The organism is Pseudomonas sp. R4-39-08 (assembly GCF_003852275.1).
GTDB lineage: Bacteria > Pseudomonadota > Gammaproteobacteria > Pseudomonadales > Pseudomonadaceae > Aquipseudomonas.
Window position 1 is genome coordinate 2699853 of the sequence record NZ_CP027733.1, and the last position, 23759, is coordinate 2723611.

The 23759-nt window shown below is 61.6% G+C and carries 15 protein-coding genes; 12 read left to right on the forward strand and 3 right to left on the reverse strand.

The features are described from left to right. Nucleotides 1-70: 70 nt before the first annotated feature. The 10 genes from C4J88_RS12340 to C4J88_RS12385 all read left to right on the forward strand — a co-directional run bounded on the left by C4J88_RS12340 (nt 71) and on the right by C4J88_RS12385 (nt 13753). Nucleotides 71-1069 carry an alpha/beta fold hydrolase gene (locus C4J88_RS12340; RefSeq protein WP_124407066.1) on the forward strand — a complete coding sequence of 333 codons (999 nt, stop codon included), beginning with the start codon at nt 71-73 and terminating at the stop codon, nt 1067-1069. A 298-nt stretch (nt 1070-1367) separates the two neighbouring features. Further along, a complete protein-coding gene (locus tag C4J88_RS12345; protein WP_124407067.1) occupies nt 1368-2648 on the forward strand; it encodes an alkane 1-monooxygenase in 1281 nt (426 codons plus the stop codon). A gap of 124 nt (nt 2649-2772) precedes the next feature. Then, nucleotides 2773-3276 carry an alkane oxidation protein activator PraA gene (gene praA / locus C4J88_RS12350; protein WP_124407068.1) on the forward strand — a complete coding sequence of 168 codons (504 nt, stop codon included), beginning with the start codon at nt 2773-2775 and terminating at the stop codon, nt 3274-3276. Nucleotides 3277-3395: 119 nt separating this feature from the next. Continuing rightward, entirely contained in the window at nt 3396-3881 is a 486-nt protein-coding gene (gene praB, locus C4J88_RS12355) for an alkane oxidation protein activator PraB (RefSeq protein WP_124407069.1), read from the forward strand. A gap of 201 nt (nt 3882-4082) precedes the next feature. Beyond that, on the forward strand, nt 4083-5528 hold the full coding sequence (locus tag C4J88_RS12360) for an outer membrane protein transport protein (RefSeq protein ID WP_124366868.1): 1446 nt from the start codon (nt 4083-4085) through the stop codon (nt 5526-5528). A 279-nt stretch (nt 5529-5807) separates the two neighbouring features. Next, on the forward strand, nt 5808-8333 hold the full coding sequence (locus C4J88_RS12365) for an acyl-CoA dehydrogenase (protein ID WP_124407070.1): 2526 nt from the start codon (nt 5808-5810) through the stop codon (nt 8331-8333). A gap of 138 nt (nt 8334-8471) precedes the next feature. Further along, nucleotides 8472-9815 (forward strand): 3-oxoacyl-ACP reductase, encoded by a 1344-nt coding sequence (locus C4J88_RS12370; protein WP_124407071.1) that lies wholly within the window; start codon nt 8472-8474, stop codon nt 9813-9815. A 3-nt stretch (nt 9816-9818) separates the two neighbouring features. Next, a complete protein-coding gene (locus C4J88_RS12375; RefSeq protein WP_124407072.1) occupies nt 9819-10727 on the forward strand; it encodes a MaoC/PaaZ C-terminal domain-containing protein in 909 nt (302 codons plus the stop codon). Beyond that, nucleotides 10720-12018: an acetyl-CoA C-acetyltransferase gene (locus tag C4J88_RS12380; RefSeq protein ID WP_124407073.1), complete on the forward strand. Its 1299-nt coding sequence runs from the start codon at nt 10720-10722 to the stop codon at nt 12016-12018. The genes C4J88_RS12375 and C4J88_RS12380 overlap by 8 nt, the downstream gene beginning before the upstream one ends. Nucleotides 12019-12049: 31 nt before the next feature. Further along, complete coding sequence (locus C4J88_RS12385) at nt 12050-13753, forward strand: AMP-binding protein (RefSeq protein ID WP_124407074.1); 1704 nt, start codon at nt 12050-12052, stop codon at nt 13751-13753. 52 nt (nt 13754-13805) lie between these two features. On the opposite strand, the gene C4J88_RS12390 is transcribed toward C4J88_RS12385, so the two are convergent. Both C4J88_RS12390 and C4J88_RS12395 read right to left on the reverse strand, forming a co-directional pair. Further along, nucleotides 13806-14921 (reverse strand): Gfo/Idh/MocA family protein, encoded by a 1116-nt coding sequence (locus C4J88_RS12390; protein ID WP_124407075.1) that lies wholly within the window; start codon nt 14919-14921, stop codon nt 13806-13808. Further along, entirely contained in the window at nt 14914-15117 is a 204-nt protein-coding gene (locus C4J88_RS12395; protein ID WP_124366874.1) for a hypothetical protein, read from the reverse strand. Before C4J88_RS12395 ends, C4J88_RS12390 begins: the two co-directional genes overlap by 8 nt. A 180-nt stretch (nt 15118-15297) precedes the next feature. Here C4J88_RS12395 and C4J88_RS12400 point away from each other — a divergent pair, with 180 nt between their 5' ends. Beyond that, entirely contained in the window at nt 15298-16338 is a 1041-nt protein-coding gene (locus C4J88_RS12400; RefSeq protein ID WP_124408612.1) for a YCF48-related protein, read from the forward strand. Between the two features lie 15 nt (nt 16339-16353). Then, the gene (locus C4J88_RS12405; protein WP_124407076.1) at nt 16354-18729 is read left to right on the forward strand and encodes an RND family transporter; all 2376 of its coding nucleotides are present in this window, start codon (nt 16354-16356) and stop codon (nt 18727-18729) included. 64 nt (nt 18730-18793) lie between these two features. Here C4J88_RS12405 and C4J88_RS12410 read toward each other — a convergent pair whose 3' ends face one another. Next, nucleotides 18794-23671, reverse strand: a complete 4878-nt coding sequence (locus C4J88_RS12410; RefSeq protein ID WP_256659113.1) for a dermonecrotic toxin domain-containing protein — start codon at nt 23669-23671, stop codon at nt 18794-18796. Between the last annotated feature and the right edge of the window lie 88 nt (nt 23672-23759).

Sequence of the window (23759 nt, forward strand, 5' to 3'; positions counted from 1 at the left end):
TGTGGACGAAGGTTGAGGCCTGATCAATCACGATCGGGTCGCCAACAGCAGGGAAGCAGAGGACCGAGCTATGGCTGTCGAGTGGGTTGTCGCTGCGGGTGTGGTGATAGGCGCGAGCGCTGTGTCGTGGGCTTTCAGCGCCTGGATGACACGGCGTATTGAAACCGCCGTTCCGATCAACGGGCGCGTCGTCGAGGTGGATGGCGAGCGCTTTCATTATGTAGACGAAGGCCAAGGCCCAGTGCTGGTGATGATCCATGGGCTGATGGGCAGCAGTCGCAACCTGACTTACGCGTTATCCGGTCAGTTACGTGGGCAGTTCCGCGTCATCAGCGTCGATCGCCCAGGGTCGGGCTACTCCAGTCGGCACAACCACACGGCGGCAGACCTGCCGGCCCAGGCGCGCCAAATGGCCGCTTTTATCAAAACCCTCGAGCTGGATCAGCCGCTGGTGCTTGGGCATTCCCTGGGCGGTGCGGTTGCCCTGGCACTGGCCCTTGACCATCCGCATTCGGTATCCGGCTTGATCCTGGTGGCGCCCTTGACCCATCCCCAGCGCATGCTGCCGTTGGTGTTCCTGCCCCTGGCCGTGCGCCCTGCCTGGCTGCGACGCTGGGTGTCGCGCACCTTGACCCTGCCCATTGGCCTGTTGACCAAGGGCTCGGTGGTCAAGGGCGTGTTCGCCCCCGATGCCGCCCCGCCAGACTTCGCTACGCGCGGCGGCGGTTTGCTGGGGATGCGTCCCGAGAACTTCTTTGCCGCGTCCACTGAGATCAACAGAGTCAACGATCACTTGCCGGACATGGTCAAGCGCTACCCGCTGCTGACGCTGCCAATCGGCCTCATCTACGGCGCCCGGGATAACGTGCTCGACTTCCAGAAACACGGTCAGGGCCTGGCCAGCAAGGTGCCCGGGCTGAAGCTGCAGGTGGTGGAAGACCGAGGGCACATGTTGCCGATTACTGCCACGGAACGAGTGGTGGCGTTGGTCGAGCAGGTTGCCAAACGGGCTGGGCCTGCACGAAGCGCCGCCGTATTGCAGCCCTCGTTTGCCATGGCGGGCAAATAACCATGCCATCCGATCTGCGGTTCCAGCGCGTCAACGCCCGCCCTAGACACCTGGCGGGCGCTCTGAAAAAGAGACTGCCCAGTCACGCAAAAAGGCCCGGATAAACTGGTTGACGACCTAACGATTCCGCGCTATTTATTTAAAAAATTATTTCAATTTCTAATTTGAAACATTTTTTGAAATGCCTAAGAGCGAATAAAATAATGAAAAAAACGCCTTTTATCGCATGGTTGATGTCTCGGAGCGGCCAGCGCTCTGCCCTCCTGTTTGCTGCCTCCGCCTGCGCTCGGAGGTGGGCATGAACCCGTCCCTGGCGGTGCCAGGCGTCTGGGCCGACGGCAAGCGTTACCTGTGGTGGCTCGGCATCATGCCCCTGGCGACTCCACTGCTCTCGGGGGCCCTGGCTATCGGCACCGGTATTCAGCAACTGTGGTGGATCGGTGTGCTGGTCATCTTCGGCCTGATCCCATTGATCGACGGCCTGTTGGGTGAAGACCTCAGCAACCCGCCGGAATCTGCCGTCAGCCATCTCGAATCCCAGCACTACTACCGTTGGATCGTCTATACCGGCGTGCTGTTTGTGATCGCCTCGGTCGTGATCACCGGTTGGCTCGCCGCCGGCGGCATTGACTGGATCATCGGCGGCGGGCTGCTGCGGGCCACCGCGACCCTCGATCCATCGAGTGGGCTGGCACATGCCGCAGCGTTCATTACCGCCCGCACCGAGCTGCACGGCCCCGTCAGTGGCTTCACTTATCTGGGTATGGCGATGTCCACCGGGGCCGCTACCGGTATCGCGATCAACACCGCCCATGAACTGGGGCACAAACCCAAGCCATTGGAAGTGTTCCTGGCCAAGGTCACGCTGGCGCCGACGTTCTACGGGCACTTCTACACCGAACACAATCGTGGCCACCACGTACGCGTCGCCACACCGGAAGATCCGGCCAGTTCGCGCCTGGGTGAAAGCTTCTGGGCCTTCCTGCCGCGCTCGGTATGGTTCAGCGCTCGCTCGGCCTGGAACCTGGAGCGCGAACGCCTGCGCAAACTTGGCCTGCCGGCCTGGCACTGGAGGAACGCGGTGCTCAGCGCCTGGATGTATAGCGTGCTGCTCTGGGGCGCGATGATTGCCTGGCTGGGCGCGGCAGTGATTCCGTTCCTGCTTATCCAGGGCGTCTACGGTTTCTCGTTACTGGAAGTGGTGAATTACGTCGAGCATTACGGCCTCAAGCGCCAGAAATTGCCCAATGGTCGTTATGAGCGCTGTTCGCCGCGGCACTCCTGGAACAGTAATCGAATAGTCACCAATATCTTCCTGTTTCAATTGCAACGGCATTCCGATCATCATGCCAATCCCACGCGTAGTTATCAGTCGTTGCGCCACTTTGATGAGTCGCCGCAACTTCCCTATGGTTACGCGAGCATGATTGTCTGGGCCTATGTGCCGTATTTGTGGCGGCGCCGGATGGACCATCGTGTATTGAATCATTATGCTGGTGATATCAACTTGGCTAATCTCCAGCCTTCACAGCGCTTGAAGTATCTGGAGAAGTACAGCGGCGAAGCCAAGCCGTTTTAATTTGAAATAAAAACGCGTTTTTCGAGTGTATTTCGATAAGGATTTCTACGTCGATTGTTTGTTAGCTTAGTTGCAGGATGGTTGTTTACCCGAACGAAAATAATTTCAAGGGAAGGGCGTAAACATGCAAGTAACTCAGGTCGCTATAAAGTTCACCGTTAATGTCGTACTGGCCGCGCTGGGCCTGATCGCGTGGCATCACGCACAGGCCGCCCGTATCGAACCTGCCGGTAGCGCGTTTACAGCCCAGGGCCCAATCAGCTTCTCCAAAGGCGCGTTGATCAGTGCCGACTGCACCATCAAGGTGGCCGGCAAAGTGACGGCCGATGGGACATCCGTCAATATCGACAAAGTGGCGTTCGATGGCGGGCTCAAGTGCAGCCGGGTCGAAGCCATTAATTTGCCATGGATCTTGATTGCAAAGGATACAAAAAGCGGCTCGATGTCGAAGATCAGCGTGGACGTGCATGCATTCGGTCTGGGCGGCAAGTGCGGCCCTTCTACCGCAGTCGGTACGTGGGATAACGCCACCGGCAAGTTGGAGGCTGCCAATGTACCTATTGGTGATGACTGCACCATTAAAACGGTATCAATCAAGATGCCGCCTGATTTCAAAGTAGTTGAATAAGGTTGTCGGACTTAACTGAATTTGGCTGGAATACGAAGTTCTGCAGTTTCACCGTGACTTCGTGTTCATGGTCATTACCCCAAGGCGAAATAACTCGCCATTACATGTGAGGCAAAATAATGAAAAGCTTGAAAACCCTCGTTTGTGCAACTTCGTTTGCAATGTGCTTCGGCGCCGCGTCGATGGCCAGTGCGGCTTCCGTCTCTCCGGACGGTCCGTTCTCGACTAACGCCGGCACCATCGTGGTGAAGTCGCCTTCGTCTTTTGGCGCGGCAGTGACATGCGGTATCACTTTTACCGGCAACGTTAGCGGTGGCGTGGCCTCGATCAATGGCGCGACGCTGACCGGCGGCGGTCTGTGCTCTTTGCCAACGCTGACTAACCTGCCTTGGGTATTGACTGCCTCGACGGGCACCACCGGTACCGTGACCAATGTCGGCTACAAGATCACCTCGATCCCAGCCACCAACTGCGGACCAACCCCTATCGCGGTCAACTGGGCTGCAGGGACCAAAACCCTTTCGGCCGCCAATCAGTCGCTGAGCGGAAACTGCACTGTGGTTTCGCTGAACGTTGTGGCTCCGACGCTCACGGTAAACCCGTAAGCGCGTTACTCCGTAAAGGGCTGATCACCCGTTGAAATGCCGGCGCCCCCCGCGAGGCGCCGGTCAACGATAAATCGCCTTCGCTTATCACCCATCCCTGATTGTCATACACCGTTCCAGTACAGGCGCTTTTGAACAACGCTCCATGGTTACACGACCCACCGGCAGGGGCCGGGCGCACATAATAATAGGGAGTACCGCATGAATAATAAGAAACAACACGCTTACACGTTACTGGGACTGGCCTTGTTGGGAGGCCTGATCACTACGGAACATGTGCAGGCGGGCGGGTTTTCCACGCCCACTTATGGCGCCCCCGGTTGGGGCCGCGCATTTGGTGGCGGTTCTCTGTTCAAGAATGACCCGAGTGCGGCGTACAACAACCCAGCGGCCATGGCGTTCATCGATTCAACCATCGTGCAGCAGACCGTCGATTACGCCCGGATCAAGATCAAATATTCCGGCCAGGCGTATGACCATAACGGCAACCCGGTGACCAATACGCCAGTGCTGGATGACCAGGGCAACCTGGGCGATCCGACGCTCAATACCAATAATGGCGGCCAGGGCGGTTTCACCGCATGGCTACCCACCGGCTTCATGGTCATGCCCATCGGCGACCGCTTTGCTTTCGGCCTGAGCCAGGTCGTACCGCAAGGTATGAAAAGTACGTGGAACGAAAACTCAAAGCTGCGGGATTTCGCCGTCGACACCAAGATCGAGACCATCGGCCTGACAGGCTCACTGTCGTTCAAGGTCAATGATGAATTTTCGGTCGGTGGGGGTGCCATCGTTCAGCGCAGCCAGGGAAACGTCAGCCAGAACGTTGATGTGTTGGCTGCCGCAGATGTATCACCCGGGCTTGGCGGCACCGGCTTTCCGACCGGTGTCGGGCATTCCTTGATGCGTGTGAAAGTCGACAACATCTCGGTAGGCTGGTTTGGTGGCGTTGTGTGGAAACCGACGCAGCAAGACACGCTGGGTTTGAATTATCACGCCAAGATCAAAAACAAGATGACCGGCAAGTACGACGTTTATACGGACGCCATCGGTCGTAACACAATGACCAACCCTATTGGTCCGAACGGAGAGACGCTGGTTGAAATGGCCTATCCCGGTCTCAAGCTGTTCCCGGATGGCGCGCATGCCAGTGCGCAACTGGATATCCCGGCGACTGCTGCGATTGACTGGGTCCATCAGTTCAATGACCGCTGGACGCTCGGTGTGAGTGCCCAGTGGACTGAGTGGTCCTCGTTCCAGGACCTCACACTCAAGTCTCAGGGCTCGACCATTGTTGCCATTCCCTACAACTACAAAAACGCGTGGATGACCTCAATCGGCGGCGACTACAAAGCCACCGACGAACTCACCCTGCGTGCAGGTGTGGCGTATGACCAGACGCCTACCCGTAACTCCACGCGTGACCCGCGGATCCCTGATGGCGATCGTTATTTCCTGGCGTTTGGTGCCGGGTACGACATCAAGGCAGTGCCGGGCCTGTCAGTGGATGGCGCGTACTCGCACCAGTTCGTCGAAAAGGTCAACCTGAAAACCAAGAACGTCGATCGCCTCGGCGCTGCTCAACTGGACGGGAAGGCTGAGTCGTCAGGTGACGTCGTGAGCTTGTCGGCGACCTATAAGTTCTAGTCACGCACCTGACCGTGTTGAAGCCGGGTATTCAGCGCATCTTGAGACCCGGCGCACACTGACACGCTTACAGAACAATCCGCAGAACCTAATCGGAGCCACATGACTGATGCAATTAGGCTGACTCGTTCAGCCCTGAATATTTTCGCCAGACCATTAAATAAAAATTTCAAAACAAAATTTGAATTTATTTTCCCGAGTTTGTAGTGTGGCTCTACGCCCCGCTCAATCCGAGCGGTCCGCACGGGTGCCACGCCCTGAATCAAGTAGAGGTATCCCATGGTTATCTGGTTATTGGTGGGTTTCGTCGCGGCGATTGCCCTGGCGTATCGACAAGCCGCTGCCACCCTGTGGCTTGGCGCCGGCCTGGTATGGCTGGCGGCTGGCTATCTGTTCAACGCAGTGGCCGCATTCGGCACTACCGTCGCAGCGGTGCTGGTGGTGTTGCCGGCCTTGTTGCTGGCGATCAAACCCCTGCGCCGCGTGCTGTTGACCAGCAAGGCCTTGGGGCTGTTTCGTACGGTCATGCCGGCGATGTCCGACACCGAACGTGCGGCCATCGAATCCGGTACCGTGTGGTGGGACGCCGAGCTGTTCAGCGGCAAACCCAACTGGCAGCGCCTGCTGCAAGCCGCGCCGGCCAGCCTGAGTGCCGAAGAGCAGGCGTTCCTGGACAACGAAGTCGAAACCCTGTGCGACATCGCCAACGATTGGGAAACCACCCAGGTGTGGCAAGACATGTCCCCCGAGGGCTGGCAATACACCAAGGAAGCCGGCTTTCTCGGCATGATCATTCCCAAGCAGTACGGCGGCAAAGGCTTCTCCCACTACGCGCACTCCCAAGTGGTGATGAAGCTGTCGACCCGCTGCTCGGCGGCGGCCATTTCGGTGATGGTGCCCAACTCCCTGGGCCCCGCCGAACTGCTGCTGCATTACGGCACCGAGGCCCAGCGCAACTATTACCTGCCGCGTCTGGCGCGGGGTGAGGATATTCCGTGCTTCGCGCTGACCAGCCCGTATGCCGGCTCCGATGCCGGGGCCATTCCCGACGTGGGGATTGTGTGCAAAGGCCTGCACGAAGGCGAGGAGGTGCTGGGGTTCAGCGTGACCTGGGACAAGCGTTACATCACCCTCGGCCCGATTGCCACGGTGCTGGGCCTGGCGTTCCGTGCCGAGGACCCGGACGGTTTGCTCGGTGCCGCAGGTGCCCTGGGCATCACCTGCGCGCTGATTCCCACCTCCCATCCAGGCGTGAACAGCGGCCGTCGCCACTGGCCGCTGAATGCGGTATTCCAGAACGGTCCGACCACTGGCAAGGATGTGTTCATTCCGCTGGAGTGGGTGATCGGCGGTCGCGAACAAGTTGGCAACGGCTGGCGCATGCTGATGGAATGCCTGGCGGCGGGCAGGGCGATTTCACTGCCGTCGGCCAACGTCGGTCTGGGCAAAGTGGCGGTCCGTGGCACCACCGCCTACGCTGCGATGCGTAAGCAGTTCGGTCTGCCCATCGGCAAGTTCGAAGGGGTGCAGGCACCGTTGGCCCGCATGGCCGGGCACTTGTATGCCTGTGATGCGGTGCGCAAGGTGTCGGTGGCGTCCCTGGATGCCGGCGAGAAACCTTCGGTCATCTCGGCCATCGCCAAATACCACGTCACCGAGCGCGCGCGAATGATCGTCAACGATGGCATGGACATCGTCGCCGGCAAGGGCATTTGTATGGGGCCCAATAATTTCCTGGCACGCGCCTATCAGCAAAGCCCCATCGCCATCACGGTGGAAGGCGCGAACATCATGACCCGCTGCCTGATCATCTACGGCCAGGGCCTGATCCGCTGCCATCCCTATGTGCTGCGCGAAATGGAAGCGGCGCGCAACCCGGATCGACGCAAGGCCCTGCAGGCGTTCGACAGCGCGATGTTCGGCCATGTGAGTTTTGTACTGGCCAACACCGTGCGTGCCACGGTGCATGCGCTGACCGCTGGCCGGCTGCTTTCTGCCCCGGCCAAGACCGACCCGGCGCTGGCTTCCTACTACCGCCAGGCCAATCGTCTGTCGGTGGTGCTGGCATTGGTCTCGGACGTTTCCATGGGGGTGCTGGGGGGCGCTCTCAAGCGCAAGGAAAGTATCACCGGGCGCCTGGGCGATATGCTGTCGCAGTTGTACATCCTGTCTTGCGTGCTCAAGCGCTTTGAGGACGACGGCCGGCCCCAGGCCGACTTGCCGCTGGTGCATTGGGCGGCCCAGGACGCATTGTTGCGCGCCCATGAAGCGCTGGACGAAGTGCTCGACAATTATCCGTCGAAAGCCGCTGCGGCGGTGCTGCGGGGCTTGAGTTTCCCGTTTGGTATTCCTTTGCGCAAACCGTCGGATCGCCTGTTGGCCCAAGTCGCCGAGGTCGTACAGACCCCCGGCGAAACCCGCGACCGTTTGCTCGCCAACTCCTACATCCCGCGCCCGGAAATCGACAAGCTGGCCTATGGCGAACTGGGGTTCCGCCTGTTGCCCCAAGTGGAGCTGATCGAGGCACGGCTCAAGCCCGCCATCAAGCAAGGCCTGCTCGCGCCGATGCCGATTTCGTCTGCGGTCTTTACCGGCTGGCGCGTCAAGGCACGGGCGTTGGACCTGATCAGCGACGACGAAGACGCTTTGCTCGCACGCTATGTGGAATACGCCGACCACGGCATCCAGGTCGACGACTTCCCGCAGGACTTCGGTTTGCTGGAGGCCCTGCAGCAGCGCAAGCAGGCGTTGGAGCCCGCCGCCAAACGTCGCGCCAGCCAAAGCGAGAACGCTTCGGTCAATTAATCCAAACGCGGTCCCAATGTGGGAGGGGGCTTGCTCCCGATAGCGGTGGCTCAGATGCAGATTTACTGACTGACACTCAGCTATCGGGGGCAAGCCCCCTCCCACATTTGATCGGATTTACAAAGCAGGATTTGTGTTATGAGTGACCGCTACCTTTCTTTCGTCAATTCTCCTTGGGGCCGTCGCCTGGCCCACGCCGTCGGCTTGCCGCAACCCTTGCCCCTGCAACGCCATCGCAGCGGCCAGCATGGGTTGGCCAACCCGGTCATCGTCGCCGGGGCAGGGCGCCTGACCGAGCACGTACATCGCCTCTTCAGCAGCACCGACACCGTCGCCGCCACCGCGGCGACCGTCAAGGCGCCGTCGACGGTGAAGGTGCAGGGCGCGGTGTTCGATGCCACGCACGTGGCCGACCTGCAGCACCTGGATGAGCTCTATACATTCTTTCACTCCAACGCCAGGCGCCTGAGCCAACACGCGCGCGTGGTGGTACTCGGCACCGCACCGGAACATTGCCAGGACTTGCCCCAGGCCGTCGCCCAGCGCGCGCTCGAGGGGCTGGTGCGCTCGCTGGCCAAGGAGCTGCGCCGGGCGATCACCGTGCAATTGATCTACGTGGCGCCGGGCGCTGAAGACGCTTTGGACAGCAGCCTGCGTTTTTTTCTGTCGCGCCGTTCGGCTTATGTGTCTGGGCAAGTGATACGCCTCCAGAAGCCGGTGGACAGTCACATCACCTTCCATTGGGACAAACCGTTCGCCGGCCGTCGCGCCCTGGTGACCGGTGCCTCCCGCGGCATCGGCCTGGCCATCGCCCAGGTGTTGGCGCGCGACGGTGCCCATGTGGTGTGCGTCGACGTGCCCCAGGCCCAGTCGGCGCTGCAGCAGGCCGCCGACAGTGTGGACGGTTCGGCATTGCCCCTGGACATCACCGCGCCGGATGCCGCCGCGTTATTGCAGGCGCATGTCAGCCAGTATGGCGCCTTCGATGTGGTGGTCCACAATGCCGGAATCACCCGCGACAAGACCATCGCCAAGATGACCGAAACCGCCTGGCGCAGTGTGCTGGCGGTGAACCTCGAGGCGCCGTTGCAGCTCAGCCAGGCGCTGCTGGACAACCACGGCCTGAACCCCGGTGGGCGGATTGTGTGCGTCTCGTCGATTTCCGGTATCGCCGGCAACCTCGGGCAGAGCAACTACGCCACGTCCAAGGCCGGGGTGATCGGCCTGGTGCAGGGCCTGGCCCCGCGTGCGGCGGCGCAGCAGGTGACGATAAATGCGGTGGCGCCAGGGTTTATCGAGACGCAGATGACCGCGAAAGTCCCGCTGTTGATCCGCGAGGCCGGGCGGCGCATGAATTCCTTGCTTCAAGGCGGCCAACCGGTCGACGTGGCCGAGACCATCGCCTGGCTGGCGCATCCGGCGTCCGGTGGGGTCAACGGCCAGGTGGTGCGGGTGTGCGGTCAAAGCCTGCTGGGAGCCTGAACCATGGACTACGTGACCCAGATCATCGACCCGCCACCCTCGCGCATCCAACTGGTATTCGACGCTGTGCGCGGCTTGCGCAAGCCCGAGCCTGGCGCCGCGCCGTTATTGCCCAGGGAGCGTCTGGTACGCCCGGCGGTGGAGCTGTCGAGCGCCGCCATCGCGGCGTATGCCCGTGCCTGTGGCTTTCGTCGCGAGCAGGGCGTGCCGCTGTCCTATCCCCACGTGCTGGCGTTCCCTTTGCACTTGATGCTGCTGACCCGACCCAGCTTCCCGTACCCGGCCAGCGGCATGGTGCATCTGGCCAATCGTATTCGCCAGCACCAACGGTTGCATGAAGGCCAGGCGCTGCGCCTGGAAGTGTTTTGCGAACGCTGGGTCGCCCATCCCAAGGGGCAGGCGTTGAGCATCGCGACCCGTGCCTACGGCGCGGGGGCCCTGGTGTGGGAAAGCGACAGCCTGTACCTGCGCCGGAATGTGAAAAGTCCCGTCGGGGAGCTGTGGGTGGACGCACTGCCGTTACAGGAGGAGGGCTTGGTACGCACCCAGCGCTGGGTATTGCCCGCCGATCTGGGGCGCCGTTTTGCCAAGGTCTCGGGGGACTTCAACCCGATTCATACCTCGGTGATGGGCGCGAAACTTTTCGGCTTTCGCCGTGCCATCGCCCACGGCATGTGGACCCTGGGCCGTGCGCTGGCGGCACAGCAGCCACCGGGTGGCCTGGACCACGCCGAGGCCCATTGCGATTTCAAGTTGCCGATCTTCCTGCCCGGCCAGGTCGCCCTGTGGAGCCGCCCCGGGACCGGCCCGCTCCGGGAATTCGAAGTGCGCAATGTGGCCGGCGACAAACCGCATATGCGCGGGTTGTTGCTGTGGGATCAAACGCCTGGAATGAGAGCCTTACATGAGTGACTACAGCTTCAATCCGCCACCGACCCGACGCGTGGCGATCATCGGCGGTAACCGCCTGCCGTTTGCCCGTTCCAACACCGTGTATGCCCATGACAGTAACCAGGACTTGCTGGTGGCCGCCCTGCAAGGCCTGGTGGATCGCTACAACCTGCACGGTCAGCGCCTGGGCGAATTCGTCGCCGGTGCGGTGATCAAGCATTCGCGCGATTTCAACCTGGCGCGCGAGTCACTGCTGTCGACCACGCTGTGCGCGCAGACCCCAGCCTACGATGTGCAGCAGGCCTGCGGCACGGGCCTGGAAGCCGCATTGCTGGTGGCCAATAAAATCGCGCTGGGCCAGATCGAAGTGGGTATCGCGGGAGGCGCGGACACCACCTCCGACGCGCCCATTGGCATCAACGAATCCCTGCGCCACACCTTGCTTGCGGCCAATCGGGCCAAGGGTATGGGCGATAAACTGATAGCCTTGTTGAAGGTGCGCCCTTCGATGTTGTTCAAGCCGCTGCTGCCGCGCAATGGCGAGCCGCGCACCGGCCTGTCGATGGGCGAGCACTGCGAAGAAATGGCCAGGCGTTGGCAGATCAAGCGCCTGGCCCAGGATGAGTTGACCCTCGCCAGTCATCAACGCCTCGACGCGGCCTATAAGCGCGGTTTCTTCGACGATCTGATCAGCCCCCATCGGGGCCTCGCACGGGACAACAACCTGCGCGCCGACATCAGCCTGGAAAAACTCGCGAGCCTGGCGCCGGCCTTCGACCGCCAGGACGGCACACTCACCGCTGGCAACTCAACGCCCCTGACCGACGGCGCTTCGGTGGTGTTGCTGGCCAGCGAAGCGTGGGCCGCTGCCAATGGCTGGCCGGTGCTGGCCTACCTGCGCACCGGCGAAACGGCGGCGGTGAATTTCGTCGACGGCACCGAAGGCCTGTTGATGGCCCCGGCCTACGCCGTACCGCGCATGCTCAAGCGCGAAGGCCTGGGCTTTGCCGATTTTGATTTCTTCGAAATCCACGAAGCATTCGCCGCCCAGGTGCTGTGCACGCTCAAGGCCTGGGAAGACCCCGACTACTGCCGCGAGCGGCTGGGCCTGGACGCACCGCTGGGCGCCATCGACCGCGCAAAAATGAATGTCAACGGCGGTTCGCTGGGCTGCGGCCATCCGTTTGCCGCCACCGGTGGCCGGCAACTGGCGGCGTTGGCCAAGGCCATCCATGAGCGCGGCGGCGGTCGCGGCTTGATCTCGATCTGTGCGGCAGGCGGGCTGGGTATTACCGCCATCGTCGAAAAGTAGCCCTATCCACAACAACAATAAGGACGCAGCCATGAACGCCATCAGCCTGGAACACACCGAACGCATCTGGTTGAACGCCTACCTGCCCGGCGTGCCGGCGGACATCGATGCCGCTATCGAGGCTTACCCCTCGTTGCGCGAAGTGTTCGTGGAACACCTGGAAAAATTCCGCGAGCGGGTGGCGTATGTCAGCATCGGCACGCCCATGACTTACGCCGACTGGCACATCCAGGGCAGCGCATTTGCCGCGTGGCTGCAGGGCCAGGGGGTGAAGAAGGGCGACCGGGTCGCGTTGATGATGCCCAATTGCCTGCAGTACCCGATCTGCCTGCTGGGCACGATCCTGGCCGGCGCGGTGGTGGTCAACGTCAATCCGCTGTATACCGCCCATGAGCTCAAGCACCTGCTCAAGGATAGCGGTGCTGAGACCGTGGTGATCTTCGAAAACTTCGCCCACACCCTGGAAAAGGTCATCGCCGGCAGCAGTGTCAAGCGCGTGGTGGTGGCGGCCATCGGCGACCTGCTCGGCACCTTCAAGGGCGCGGCGATGAACTTCATCCTGCGCAGCGTGCAGAAACAGGTGCCGGCCTTCACGCTGCCCGGCTCGGTGCGTTTCAACCAGGTGCTGAAACAGGGGCGGGCGCTCAATTTTCTGCCCGTGAGCATAAGCCGCGATGAGCTGGCCTTCCTGCAATACACCGGCGGCACCACCGGCGATGCCAAGGGCGTGATGCTCAGCCATCGCAATATTATTGCCAACCTGTTGCAAGCCAAGGCCTGGGTCGGTGATCAACTCGACCAGGACAAGCAGGAGACCAACGTCACCTTGCTGCCGCTGTACCACATCTTTTCTTTGACGGTGAATTGCCTGATGTTCATGTGCCTGGGCGGGCGCAATATCCTGATTGCCAACCCACGGGACGTGAAACGGGTGCAGATGATCCTGCGCAAAGAGCGCTTCAACGGGATCGCCGGGGTCAACACGCTGTTTAACGGTTTGCTGGAGAACAAGGAGTTCTGCGCGCGGGACTTTTCCGACCTGCGCATGGTGATCGCCGGGGGCATGGCCACGCACACAGCGGTGGCCAAGCGCTGGAAGGAAGTCACCGGCTTGCCGATCATCGAGGGCTACGGGCTGACCGAGTGTTCCCCGGTGGTGAGCATCAGCCCCATCGACATCAACCGCATGCGCGAGATGGAATTCACCGGCAGCATCGGCGTGCCCTTGCCGTCGACCTGGGTGCGCTTCGTTCGTGAAGACGGCGAAATCGCCGAAATCGGCGAGCAAGGCGAACTGCAAGTGCGCGGGCCCCAAGTGATGCAGGGCTACTGGAAGCGCCCGAAGGAAACCGCCGAAGTGCTGGATGCCGAAGGCTGGTTGTCGACCGGTGATATCGGCGTGATGGATGAGCGCGGCTACATCCGCCTGGTGGATCGCAAGAAGGACATGATCCTGGTCTCGGGTTTCAACGTGTACCCGAACGAAATCGAGGATGTGGTGGCGATGCATCCAGGGGTGGCGGAAGTGGCGGCTATCGGTGTGGAAGATGGCGTGACCGGCGAGAAGGTCAAGATCATCGTGGTGCGCAAGGACCCGAGCCTGACCCAGGAGCAGATCCTCGCCCATTGCCGGGAATATCTGACCGGTTACAAGGTGCCCAGGTACGTGGAGTTCCGCACCACCGAACTGCCTAAAACCACAGTCGGCAAAGTGCTGCGCCGAGCCTTGCGCTGATATTGAAGGCGACTGCGATCAACTGTGGGAGGGGGCAAGCCCCCTCCCACATTTAGATTGAGTTCACGTTGACCCAGCGTGCTTCCTGGGCGGCCACTCGAATCGCCGTCGCCAGCCGCTCCACCGCCCACGCCGCTTCAAAATCGGTGCCATCCGCACCTTGCCCCGCCAGCGCCATGATCAGTTCATGAACCTCCAGCGTCTTCAACTCGTTGTACCCCAACTGGTGGCCCGCCGCCGGGCTGAACGCGGCATAGCCGGGCAGGGCCGGGCCGGCGAGCAAGCGCTGGAAGCCATCCTGGCCGGCTCGGCACAGGCGCAGTTCGTTCAAGCGCTCCTGATCGAACGCCAGCGTGCCCAGGGTCCCGCTGATTTCGAAGCTCAGGTGATTTTTATAGCCATGCTTGATCCAACTGCTGCTCACCGTGCCGCGCGCGCCGTTGGCAAAACGCAACAGGGCATGCACCTGGTCATCCACCGCGATGCTCTTGAGTTCATGGCTGCCTTTGAGGGCCGGTCGTTGAGCGTGGACGGTGTGGGTATCGGCGCACACGCTGGTCACATCGCCCACCAGGTAATGGGCCATCGACAGCAAATGGCTGCCCAGGTCCGCCAGCGCGCCGCCAGCGTGTCCTACCTCGCAGCGCCACGACCAGGGCGAGGCCGGGTCGGCCATGAAGTCTTCGCTGAATTCGCCCTGGAAACCGATGATCTCGCCAAGCTCGCCGCTGGCAATCATCTGTCGCGCCAGCACGATCATCGGGTTGTGCTGGTAGTTGTAGCCCACTCGCGTCACCACCCCGGCCGCGCTGGCAGCTCGGCGCATGGCATCGGCCTGTTCCAGGCTGACGGCCAGCGGCTTCTCGCAATACACCGCCTTGCCGGCCGCAATCGCAGCCATGGCCATGGGGTAGTGGAGGTGGTTGGGGGTCGTGATGGCCACGACATCGACCTTGGGATCGTCGATCAGCGCCTGCCAGTCGGCGTGGGCCTGGTCAAACCCCCAGGCGCTGGCGCAACGCTGCGCGCGCTCGGCGTCGGCATCGGCCAGGGCCGCCAGTGTGAGCGTGACGGGCAGTTCGAACACCGCCCGAGCGTTGTTGAACGCCAGCGCGTGGGCGCGCCCCATGAAGCCTGTGCCGATCAAGCCGATTCCGAGTTCACGCATCGCCGTGGTCCTTTGGATTATTGTTTTCAGGAAGCGTATTAATGGAATAAATATTCTCAAAATTCAATAGATGGAATAAAAATTCATTATCCCGCATGGCGGCCTGATCGTTCCCACGCTCCGCGTGGTAACGCCGCCAGAGACGCTCCGCGTCCCATAACATCATCATTTGAGCTGATGCAGCTATATTCACCATGTGGCCAAACGCCGCCAGTTAACAAAAGATAACGTAGCGCCGATTGTCAGACGATTCCAAAGCCCGATAGGATGGCCCGTGCTTGCGTCAGGCGCTCTAGATTGCAGGTTTCAGAGCCCCGCGCAAAGCAACACGACCTAACAATAATAAATGGGAGAAAGGTCTATGAGTGAGCCTGTCATGGGTTGGGTTGTTTGCCGCCCACGCGCCGCACGCAAGCTTGCGTTGCTGGCCACAGCGCTCTCGCTGTTTGGCGCCGTTGCGTTACCCAGCGTCGTCCACGCCGCCAGCGATACCCCCGCCGCAGCGGTGTTTGCGATTGAATCCCCGAAGGCCGCCAAAGGCCTGATGATTGACGTGGTCCACGCCGGCCAGCGCCTGGTGGCGGTGGGGGATCGCGGGCATATCCTCTATTCCGATGACCAGGGCAGCACCTGGACCCAAGCCAAAGTCCCCACCCGGCAGTTGCTCACGGCGGTGTTCTTCGTCGATGCCAGCCACGGCTGGGCGGTCGGCCATGATGCGCAAATACTCGCCAGCAGCGACGGCGGCGCCAGCTGGACCCAGCAATACCAGGACCTCAAGCGCGAAGCGCCGTTGCTCGACGTATGGTTCAACGACGCCAATCACGGCCTGGCCGTGGGCGCCTACGGCGCGCTGATCGAGACCACCGACGGCGGCCAGACCTGGGAAGACGTCAGCGACCGCCTCGACAACGAAGACCAGTTCCACCTCAACGCCATCGCCTCCATCAAGGACGCCGGCCTGTTTATCGTCGGTGAGCAGGGCAGCATGTTCCGCTCCAGCGACGACGGCCAGACCTGGGAAAAACTCGAAGGCCCCTATGAGGGCTCATTGTTTGGCGTGATCGGCACCGCTCAAGCGCAAACGCTGTTGGCCTACGGCCTGCGCGGCAATCTTTATCGTTCCACCGACTTCGGCGGCACCTGGGAGCAGGTCGAATTGAATGCGGCCCGGGGCGTTCTTGAATTCGGCCTGTCGGGGGCGGCCCTGCTCGAGGATGGTTCCATCGTCGTGGTGGGCAACGGCGGCAGCGTGGTGGTCAGCCATGACGACGGCCAGACTTTCAGCGTATTCAACCGCCCGGACCGTATCTCACTCTCGGCGGTCACCGCGGCCGGCAACGGCAACTTGATCCTGGTCGGGCAGGGCGGCGTTCGCGTCGCTACAGCTGCTGGCGCCGAACCAACAAAACAATAAAAAGGCGGGGAAAGAATGAGCAGTCATCACAACGATAAAGCGACCTTTCTTGAGCGCCTGATCTTCAATAACCGCCCGGCAGTGATCGTCATCTGCCTGCTGGTAAGCATCTTCCTGTTCTGGCAGGCGACCTTGATTCGCCCGTCCACCAGCTTTGAAAAGATGATTCCCCTCAAGCACCCCTTCATCGAGAAGATGATGGAGCACCGCAACGATTTGGCCAACCTGGGCAACACCGTGCGCATCTCGGTGGAAGCCAAGGACGGCGACATTTTCACCAGGGAGTACATGGAGACCCTGCGCCAGATCAACGACGAGGTGTTCTACATCTCCGGCGTCGACCGCTCGGGCCTCAAGTCGTTGTGGAGCCCCAGCGTGCGCTGGACCGAAGTGACCGAAGAAGGCTTCGCCGGCGGTGAAGTGATCCCGCAAAGCTACAACGGCTCGCCGCAAAGCCTCGACCAGTTGCGCAACAACGTGCTCAAGTCCGGCCAGGTCGGCCGGCTGGTGGCCAACGACTTCAAGTCGAGCATCGTCGATATCCCACTGCTGGAGTCCTACCCGGACCCGCAGGACCAAGGCAAGTTGCTGGCCCTGGATTACCGCAAGTTCTCCCATGAACTCGAAGACAAGATCCGCGACAAGTTCGAAGCGCAGAACCCCAACGTCAAGATCCACATCGTGGGCTTCGCCAAGAAAGTCGGTGATCTGATCGATGGCCTGGTGATGGTGGTGCTGTTCTTCGGCATCGCCTTCGTCATCACCCTGATCCTGCTGCTGTGGTTTACCAACTGCCTGCGCAGCACCGTCGCGGTGCTCAGCACCACGCTGGTGGCGGTGGTCTGGCAGCTCGGGCTGATGCACTTCTTCGGCTTCGGGCTGGACCCGTATTCGATGCTGGTGCCGTTCCTGATCTTCGCCATCGGCATCTCCCACGGGGTGCAGAAGATCAACGGGATCGCCCTGCAGTCGAGTGAGGCAGACAACGCCCTGACCGCCGCGCGGCGCACCTTCCGGCAACTGTTCCTGCCGGGGATGATCGCGATCCTCGCCGATGCCGTGGGCTTTATCACCTTGCTGATCATCGACATCGGCGTGATCCGCGAACTGGCGATCGGCGCGTCCATCGGCGTGGCGGTGATCGTGTTCACCAACCTGATCCTGCTGCCGGTGGCGATTTCCTATGTCGGCATCAGCCCGCGGGCCATCGCCCGGAGCAAGAAGGACGCGAACCGCGAACACCCGTTCTGGCGCCTGCTGTCGAACTTCGCCAACCCGAAAATCGCCCCCATCTCCATCGCCCTGGCAGTGCTCGCCTTCGGCGGCGGCCTCTGGTACAGCCAGAACCTCAAGATCGGCGACCTCGACCAGGGCGCGCCGGAACTGCGCCCCGACTCGCGCTACAACAAAGACAACAACTTCATCATCAGCAACTATTCGACCAGCTCCGACGTGCTGGTGGTGATGGTCAAGACCCGCGCCGAAGGCTGCTCGCGCTATGAAGCCATGGCGCCGATCGACCAGTTGATGTGGAAGATGCAGAACACCGAAGGCGTGCAGTCGGCGATCTCGCTGGTCACCGTGTCCAAGCAGATGATCAAAGGCATGAACGAGGGCAACCTGAAATGGGAAACCCTGTCGCGCAACCCCGACGTGCTGAACAACTCCATCGCCCGCGCCGATGGCCTTTACAACAACAATTGCTCCCTGGCGCCGGTGCTGGTGTTCCTCAACGACCACAAGGCCGAGACCCTCGACCGCGCCGTGCATGCGGTGCAGGACTTCGCCAAGGAGAACAACAAGGACGGCCTGGAATTCATCCTCGCCGCCGGTAACGCCGGGATCGAGGCGGCGACCAACGAGGTGATCAAGGAGTCGGAGCTGACCATCCTGATCCTGGTGTACCTGTGCGTGGCGACCATGTGCATGATCACTTTCCGCTCCTGGGCGGCGACCCTGTGCATCGTGCTGCCCCTGGTGCTGACCTCGGTGCTGGGCAATGCGCTGATGGCGTTCATGGGCATCGGCGTCAAGGTTGCGACCTTGCCGGTGGTGGCGCTGGGCGTAGGGATCGGCGTGGACTACGGCATCTACATCTACAGCCGCCTGGAAAGCTTCCTGCGCGCGGGCTTGCCGTTGCAGGAAGCCTATTACCAGACGCTCAAGTCCACCGGTAAAGCCGTGCTGTTTACCGGTTTGTGCCTGGCCATCGGCGTGTGCACCTGGATCTTCTCGGCCATCAAGTTCCAGGCCGACATGGGCCTGATGCTGACTTTCATGCTGTTGTGGAACATGTTCGGTGCACTGTGGCTGCTGCCGGCACTGGCGCGGTTCCTGATCAAGCCCGAGAAGCTGGCGGGGCAGAAGGGCAACTCGCTGTTTGCCCACTGATTGCCCGAGCGACATAAAAAGACCGCAGCCTTGGCTGCGGTCTTTGCGCTTCAGGGGACGCCGGTCAGTGCGGCGCAGGTGCGATGGCTAAGAACAGTTGATCCTGAGGCGGCGCGATCAGCACATAGAGGATCTTCCTGATAGGTTCCGCCCCCGGCTCCTGCTGGCTCTTCAATCGCGCCTGCACATGCGCCTTGAGCAGGTCCTTCTGTGTGAATTTACGCTGGTCGGCAAGTTTCAGGTGCGCACGGGTATAGCGGGCGGGCGGCATGTTGGCTGTCGCATAGTGAAAATGGGCATACCACAACACGCTCGGCGGTTTTTGAGCTTTGTCATACACCGCGTACTCGGTGAAAAAATCGCCGCTGAGGGTAGGGCGCTGTGGATCGGCCGGGCTGGTCAGGTTGATGTCGATCTGCTGGTGCCGCCACAGGTAATCGAGGCTTTCCAGTGTCGGCCACTGCTGTTTGTAAGCGGCGCTGCAGACCTCCTGCGCCTTTCGCTGCATGTCCCTGGCTTCTGCCCGGTACTCGTCGATCAAGCCCTGGGCCGAGGGTTGGCCGGCGTGTTCCCGTGCAATCTCATCGGCAAGCTCGGTGAGCTTGCCGGCCTGGTCGCTGAGCAGTTCATCCCAGTCGCCGGGGTTGACCGCCTGCCGAGTGCCGGGAGATTCCAGCACTTGCTGTTGAGCGCTGATGACACGTTCGATACCGGCGCGCTGCTGGAGCAGTATCTGGCCCTCGCGCTTGAGTATCGCCAGTGGACGGGCCTGGGCTGGCGGTTGCTTCGCGGCCACGAGGTCTTCGGCGATGTCTACCCATTCGCCGGCCTGCTCGCGAAACGAGGCGACGGCTTGCCCGGTAGCCGGGTCGGTGATGGTGAAGTGCTCGCGGTTGATGTGGCCATCGGCCGGCTTGAGGTCGCCGACGAGGTATTTTCTTCTACGGGTTTTAAAGATGCGTTTGGTCGGCGCTTTCGGGCGCAGGTTTTTTAATCGCGACTGTTCTACTTCCAGTTCCTCCTGCCTGCGGACCACGGCCTCCAGCTCGTTTTCGGCAAGGGTGCGGACATCTCGCAGTTCATTCACAAGCCGCTCAGCCATAGGGCGCAAGCGTGCCGGGTTGATCAGTTTGAGCGCCTCGACCGCCGTCTCATAGCGGCGGTATTGCTCGAGCACGGTGTTGTACACCTGGTGCTGCTCATCAAGGGGGAAGCCGCTGCTGCTGCGCACTTCGATGTGAGACAGCAGCGCCTGGCTCAGACTGGAATGGTCGGCATGCTGCCTATACAGCGCTTCCTGCGGCGACCTTTCAGTGGCTGAAAGTTCAATGGCCACCCACGACAGCGGGATCAGCGCGTTGATTTTCAGGCTCTCGGGGAAAAAGTGCTGTGGGTGCGCGATCATTGCCAGCAACTCTTCACGTATCGCACGACCCGCCACTGAGTCCTGTTCCAACAGCTCCAGCGTGGTCTCCATACCGCGGGTGCCTACGGCCATGCGTTGCTGGATATCGGCCAACGCGATGGATTTGGCCGTGTGTTCATCATAGGGCGCAGCGTTGCCGAGCAGTTTTTCCAGCATCATGCGTTCAGACACATGACGCATTGGCTCGCCACTGTCACTGAATTGAAGCGTGTCTGCCCACAAACCCAGGTAGGTATGGATTGCCAGCTGTTCGTCCCAGAGCGTTCTCAAGGTTTTTGCCCGGTCCTGAACGTGACTGCCGGCGCCGCCGTACGTTTCCAGGTCCTGGCCGACCTTGACCAGTTCATGGCGTGCCGGCAGCAACTGCGTGTGTCGTTCCTGCAGCGTTTCCAGCAGCGTTTCATAGTGAGCACGCAGCGTTGCGTAGCTTTGCATTTCGCGCTGATGACGGGTTTCAAGGGTCGATTTTTGCGGGCCGGTTGCACTGTCCAGAAGCTTCCACACCAGCTTTAACGTCGCGGCCTGTTTGGTCAGGTCGGCGTGGGCGGTGCGCATTCGAACCAGCGAGGCGCGAAGTTCGGTCATCGGTGGCGTGAGCTCGATGCCAAGCGCTTGCATCCGCACTTGTAGCTGCTCGGTTTTGCGGCGGTTTTCCACGCGCAAGGTCGCAAGGCGCTTGGGACCTCCACCGCTCAGTTTCAGTCCGCGATCCAGGCTCCAATGCCCATTGCCGTCGGTTCTAAGCTTGACGCCAGGGTGGTCGGGTTTGTCGGGATGAATGATGAATACCTCGCCAACGCCTGGAACGACCCTGACCCGAAAGAACAGGCCGCCCACCGAGGCGTGCCAGAGGTTGTCGACCTTGAACAAACCTTTGAGGTTGCCCAGCGCAACGGCGACCGGCAGCGGCTCGGGCCAGGGCACGTTGACCTCGAGGAGTTTTTCCAGCAGGCGCGCCGAGGCGCTGTCGCCGGCCAGGGAGCGGTCAAAGTCCAGCAGGGTTCGGCCTCCACCGGGTGGCTCGGAGGGCAGGCCAACCACGCCGCGTTCGATCACCGCAGGGCTGGCCTGTGCACGCCTCAACGGCGGGCGTGGCGGGGATTCGATAACGGGGCTGCCTGGCGCTTCGGTCGCCAGCCCATGGTGCAGCAAGACCATGCCGATGTTGAGCAGCAGGTCGACCCATGCCAACTCCCTGGCAATCGGGTCTGCACTTTCCAGCGCCGGCAGGTCCTGCCGGAGGCCCATCGCCAGTTGCATGAGCCATCCGACGACCGCCAGGGGGCCGCGCACCAGCATCAACAAGGTGTTGAAGCCCAGTTGCACACCTTCCAGGATCAGCGCCCAGCGGCTTTCAGCATTGGAGGTTGACTCGCGGTCGGCCTGCTCCAGAAGTTGACGGGCTTCGCAGACGAACAGGTATTGCATCAGTTGGCCGCTGTTCAGCGCCTGCAGGATCGGGTCGTTACTTTCATCATTGGCCGGTGCCAGCGTCGCCGGTTTCGGCACCTCAGGCAATGGATCGAATTCCGAGCCTATACCGCCGATACGCACATAGTGCGGCTGATTAAACCCCCCATTGCTGTAAATGGCCCTGGCGTCGTCCGCGAGCCAGGCCAGTACGCTGTCCTGCAGGGCGCCGGGCTGGGCGATGGCCGCCAGCAACGCGTCGCGGCCGGCAAACTCCAGCAAAGATTCGCCATAGGCCGGCCGGTAGAGCAGGTGCGGACCGGACTGCGCATTGCGCGGTTCGATAATGAACATGTTCTGCACCACATCAGCCTTGGCCCCAGGCTTGCGTTGAAAGGCCAGCGCGCGCATGACGATTTCATCGTTGTCGACCCAGCGCTCCGCACGCTCGGTGCCGACGACTGCCTGGACGCAACGAAAGCCACGTCGCGTAAGCCCCGCCTCAGCCTTTATCAGGTGTTCCAGCGCCTGGGTTTTCAGCTCGACAGGCCGTTGCCCGCAGAACAGGCGTTCGCGCCGTTCGGCCTCTTCGGTGCCGCTGAGCAACGCCTGTTGAATATAGGCGGGGTAGTTGCGGCCGATATCCACCCGTTGGATCAGTTGCAGCAGGTACGCCGGGGTCAGCCAGGCTTCAAGCTCGCGGCCACCGGTATGGCGTAATGTCATGCGGCCGCTGGGTCTTCCCGACAGGTTTTTCAGGGCCAGGTCGACCAGGCTCATGGACACGTGCTGAATGTAGCCACCTTGCAACGTGCCGACGGGCACATCGAAGGTCAGCTCCAGGTCTTCGGCCTTGTACAGCGCGTGTTCAAGGTCCGTGCAACTGCGTGTGCCCAGCATCACGGCATTGCGCTCCAGGCACAGTTGGTGATTCAAGTGGCTGGCGGCATAGGTGCGGATATCCTCCAGCCCATCCAGGTAGCCCGCGCCCTGCGTCAGGCGCCTGAGGTTGGCCTGTTCGATCAGGCATTGGCGATAGCTGAAGCGGTCGGCGGGTGAGGCGCCGCGCAGCCAGTCGGGGAGGGCGGCCTGGATCGGCGACAAGCTATCGATCGGCGTGAGCGGCGCGCGGGCAAACCACGAGGCCGGGTTGGTGGTCGACTCGAACAGCTGTTGCGCGGCGTCTATGGAGCTGGCGCGAGGCAGTTGTATCGCGGCGAGATCCTCCAGTTGCCGGTTGAGCACCAGCGCCGCTTGTACCTCGAATATATCGCCGTCCGGCTCGTAGCGGTGCCAGGTGATCTTGTCGGCGCTGAACTGCCGTGACAGGCGCTCGCCCCATGCCTGGCCGAAGGCGTCGAGGCTGGCGTAGGACTCGACCTGGCCGGACACGGCACACAACCATACGCGCTGGCCACCGACCACGAGCAGATCGCTGGACTGCACGGTCAAGGTGGTGGCTTCCCGCACCAGGTGCGTTTCCAGGGTGTAGGCATGGATCGAATTGTCGGGCCATGGCAGGCCCGCCCTGGCTTCACGAGTAGGGTAGTTGGCCAACGTGCTGAGTATTTGCAGTTGTTGGGCATCCTCGCCGGACTGACGAATCGCCGAGGTCCTCAGCACGCCTTGCAGCAAACTGGCCAGCCATCGCCAGCGACTGCCGCCGGCCTCGCTGTCCTGGTCCCAGTATTCGGTCAGTGCATCCTGATACCCCACAAACAGAATCAAGGGCAGTTCGCGTATCACCGCTTCGACGGCGCGCACGTCATAGCTGGAAGGCTCACCGGTCGGCGGGACGAGGCGGCTGCCGGTGGCGTCACTCAGGTAACCATCCAGGTTGTCGCGCACGGACAGGTCGGGGAAGCTGCCGTCGGCAATATGCTTGAGGGCCACCTCCAGCAGCGGATGCAGGCCCCGGCCGCCGCCGTCACGGGGCAGCGCCAGGCAAAGATCGGAGAGGGGCTTGGGCAGGTGCGGGAAGCGTTCCTTCAAGGTGTAGGTCAGCATCTGGGTCACGACTGAGCGCAGGGATGGGCGCGTGCGAAACTGCGTCTCCACTGCTTTTTGCAGAATGTTTTCAGCCGGAGGTGTCGGGGTGGTTGGCACGGGAGTCATCCTTTACGTGGGTTAGCTATGCCCTCGTAAAGTAATGGCAGCCACGGGCGTGATGCGGTAACCGACTACCGCTTGGCCA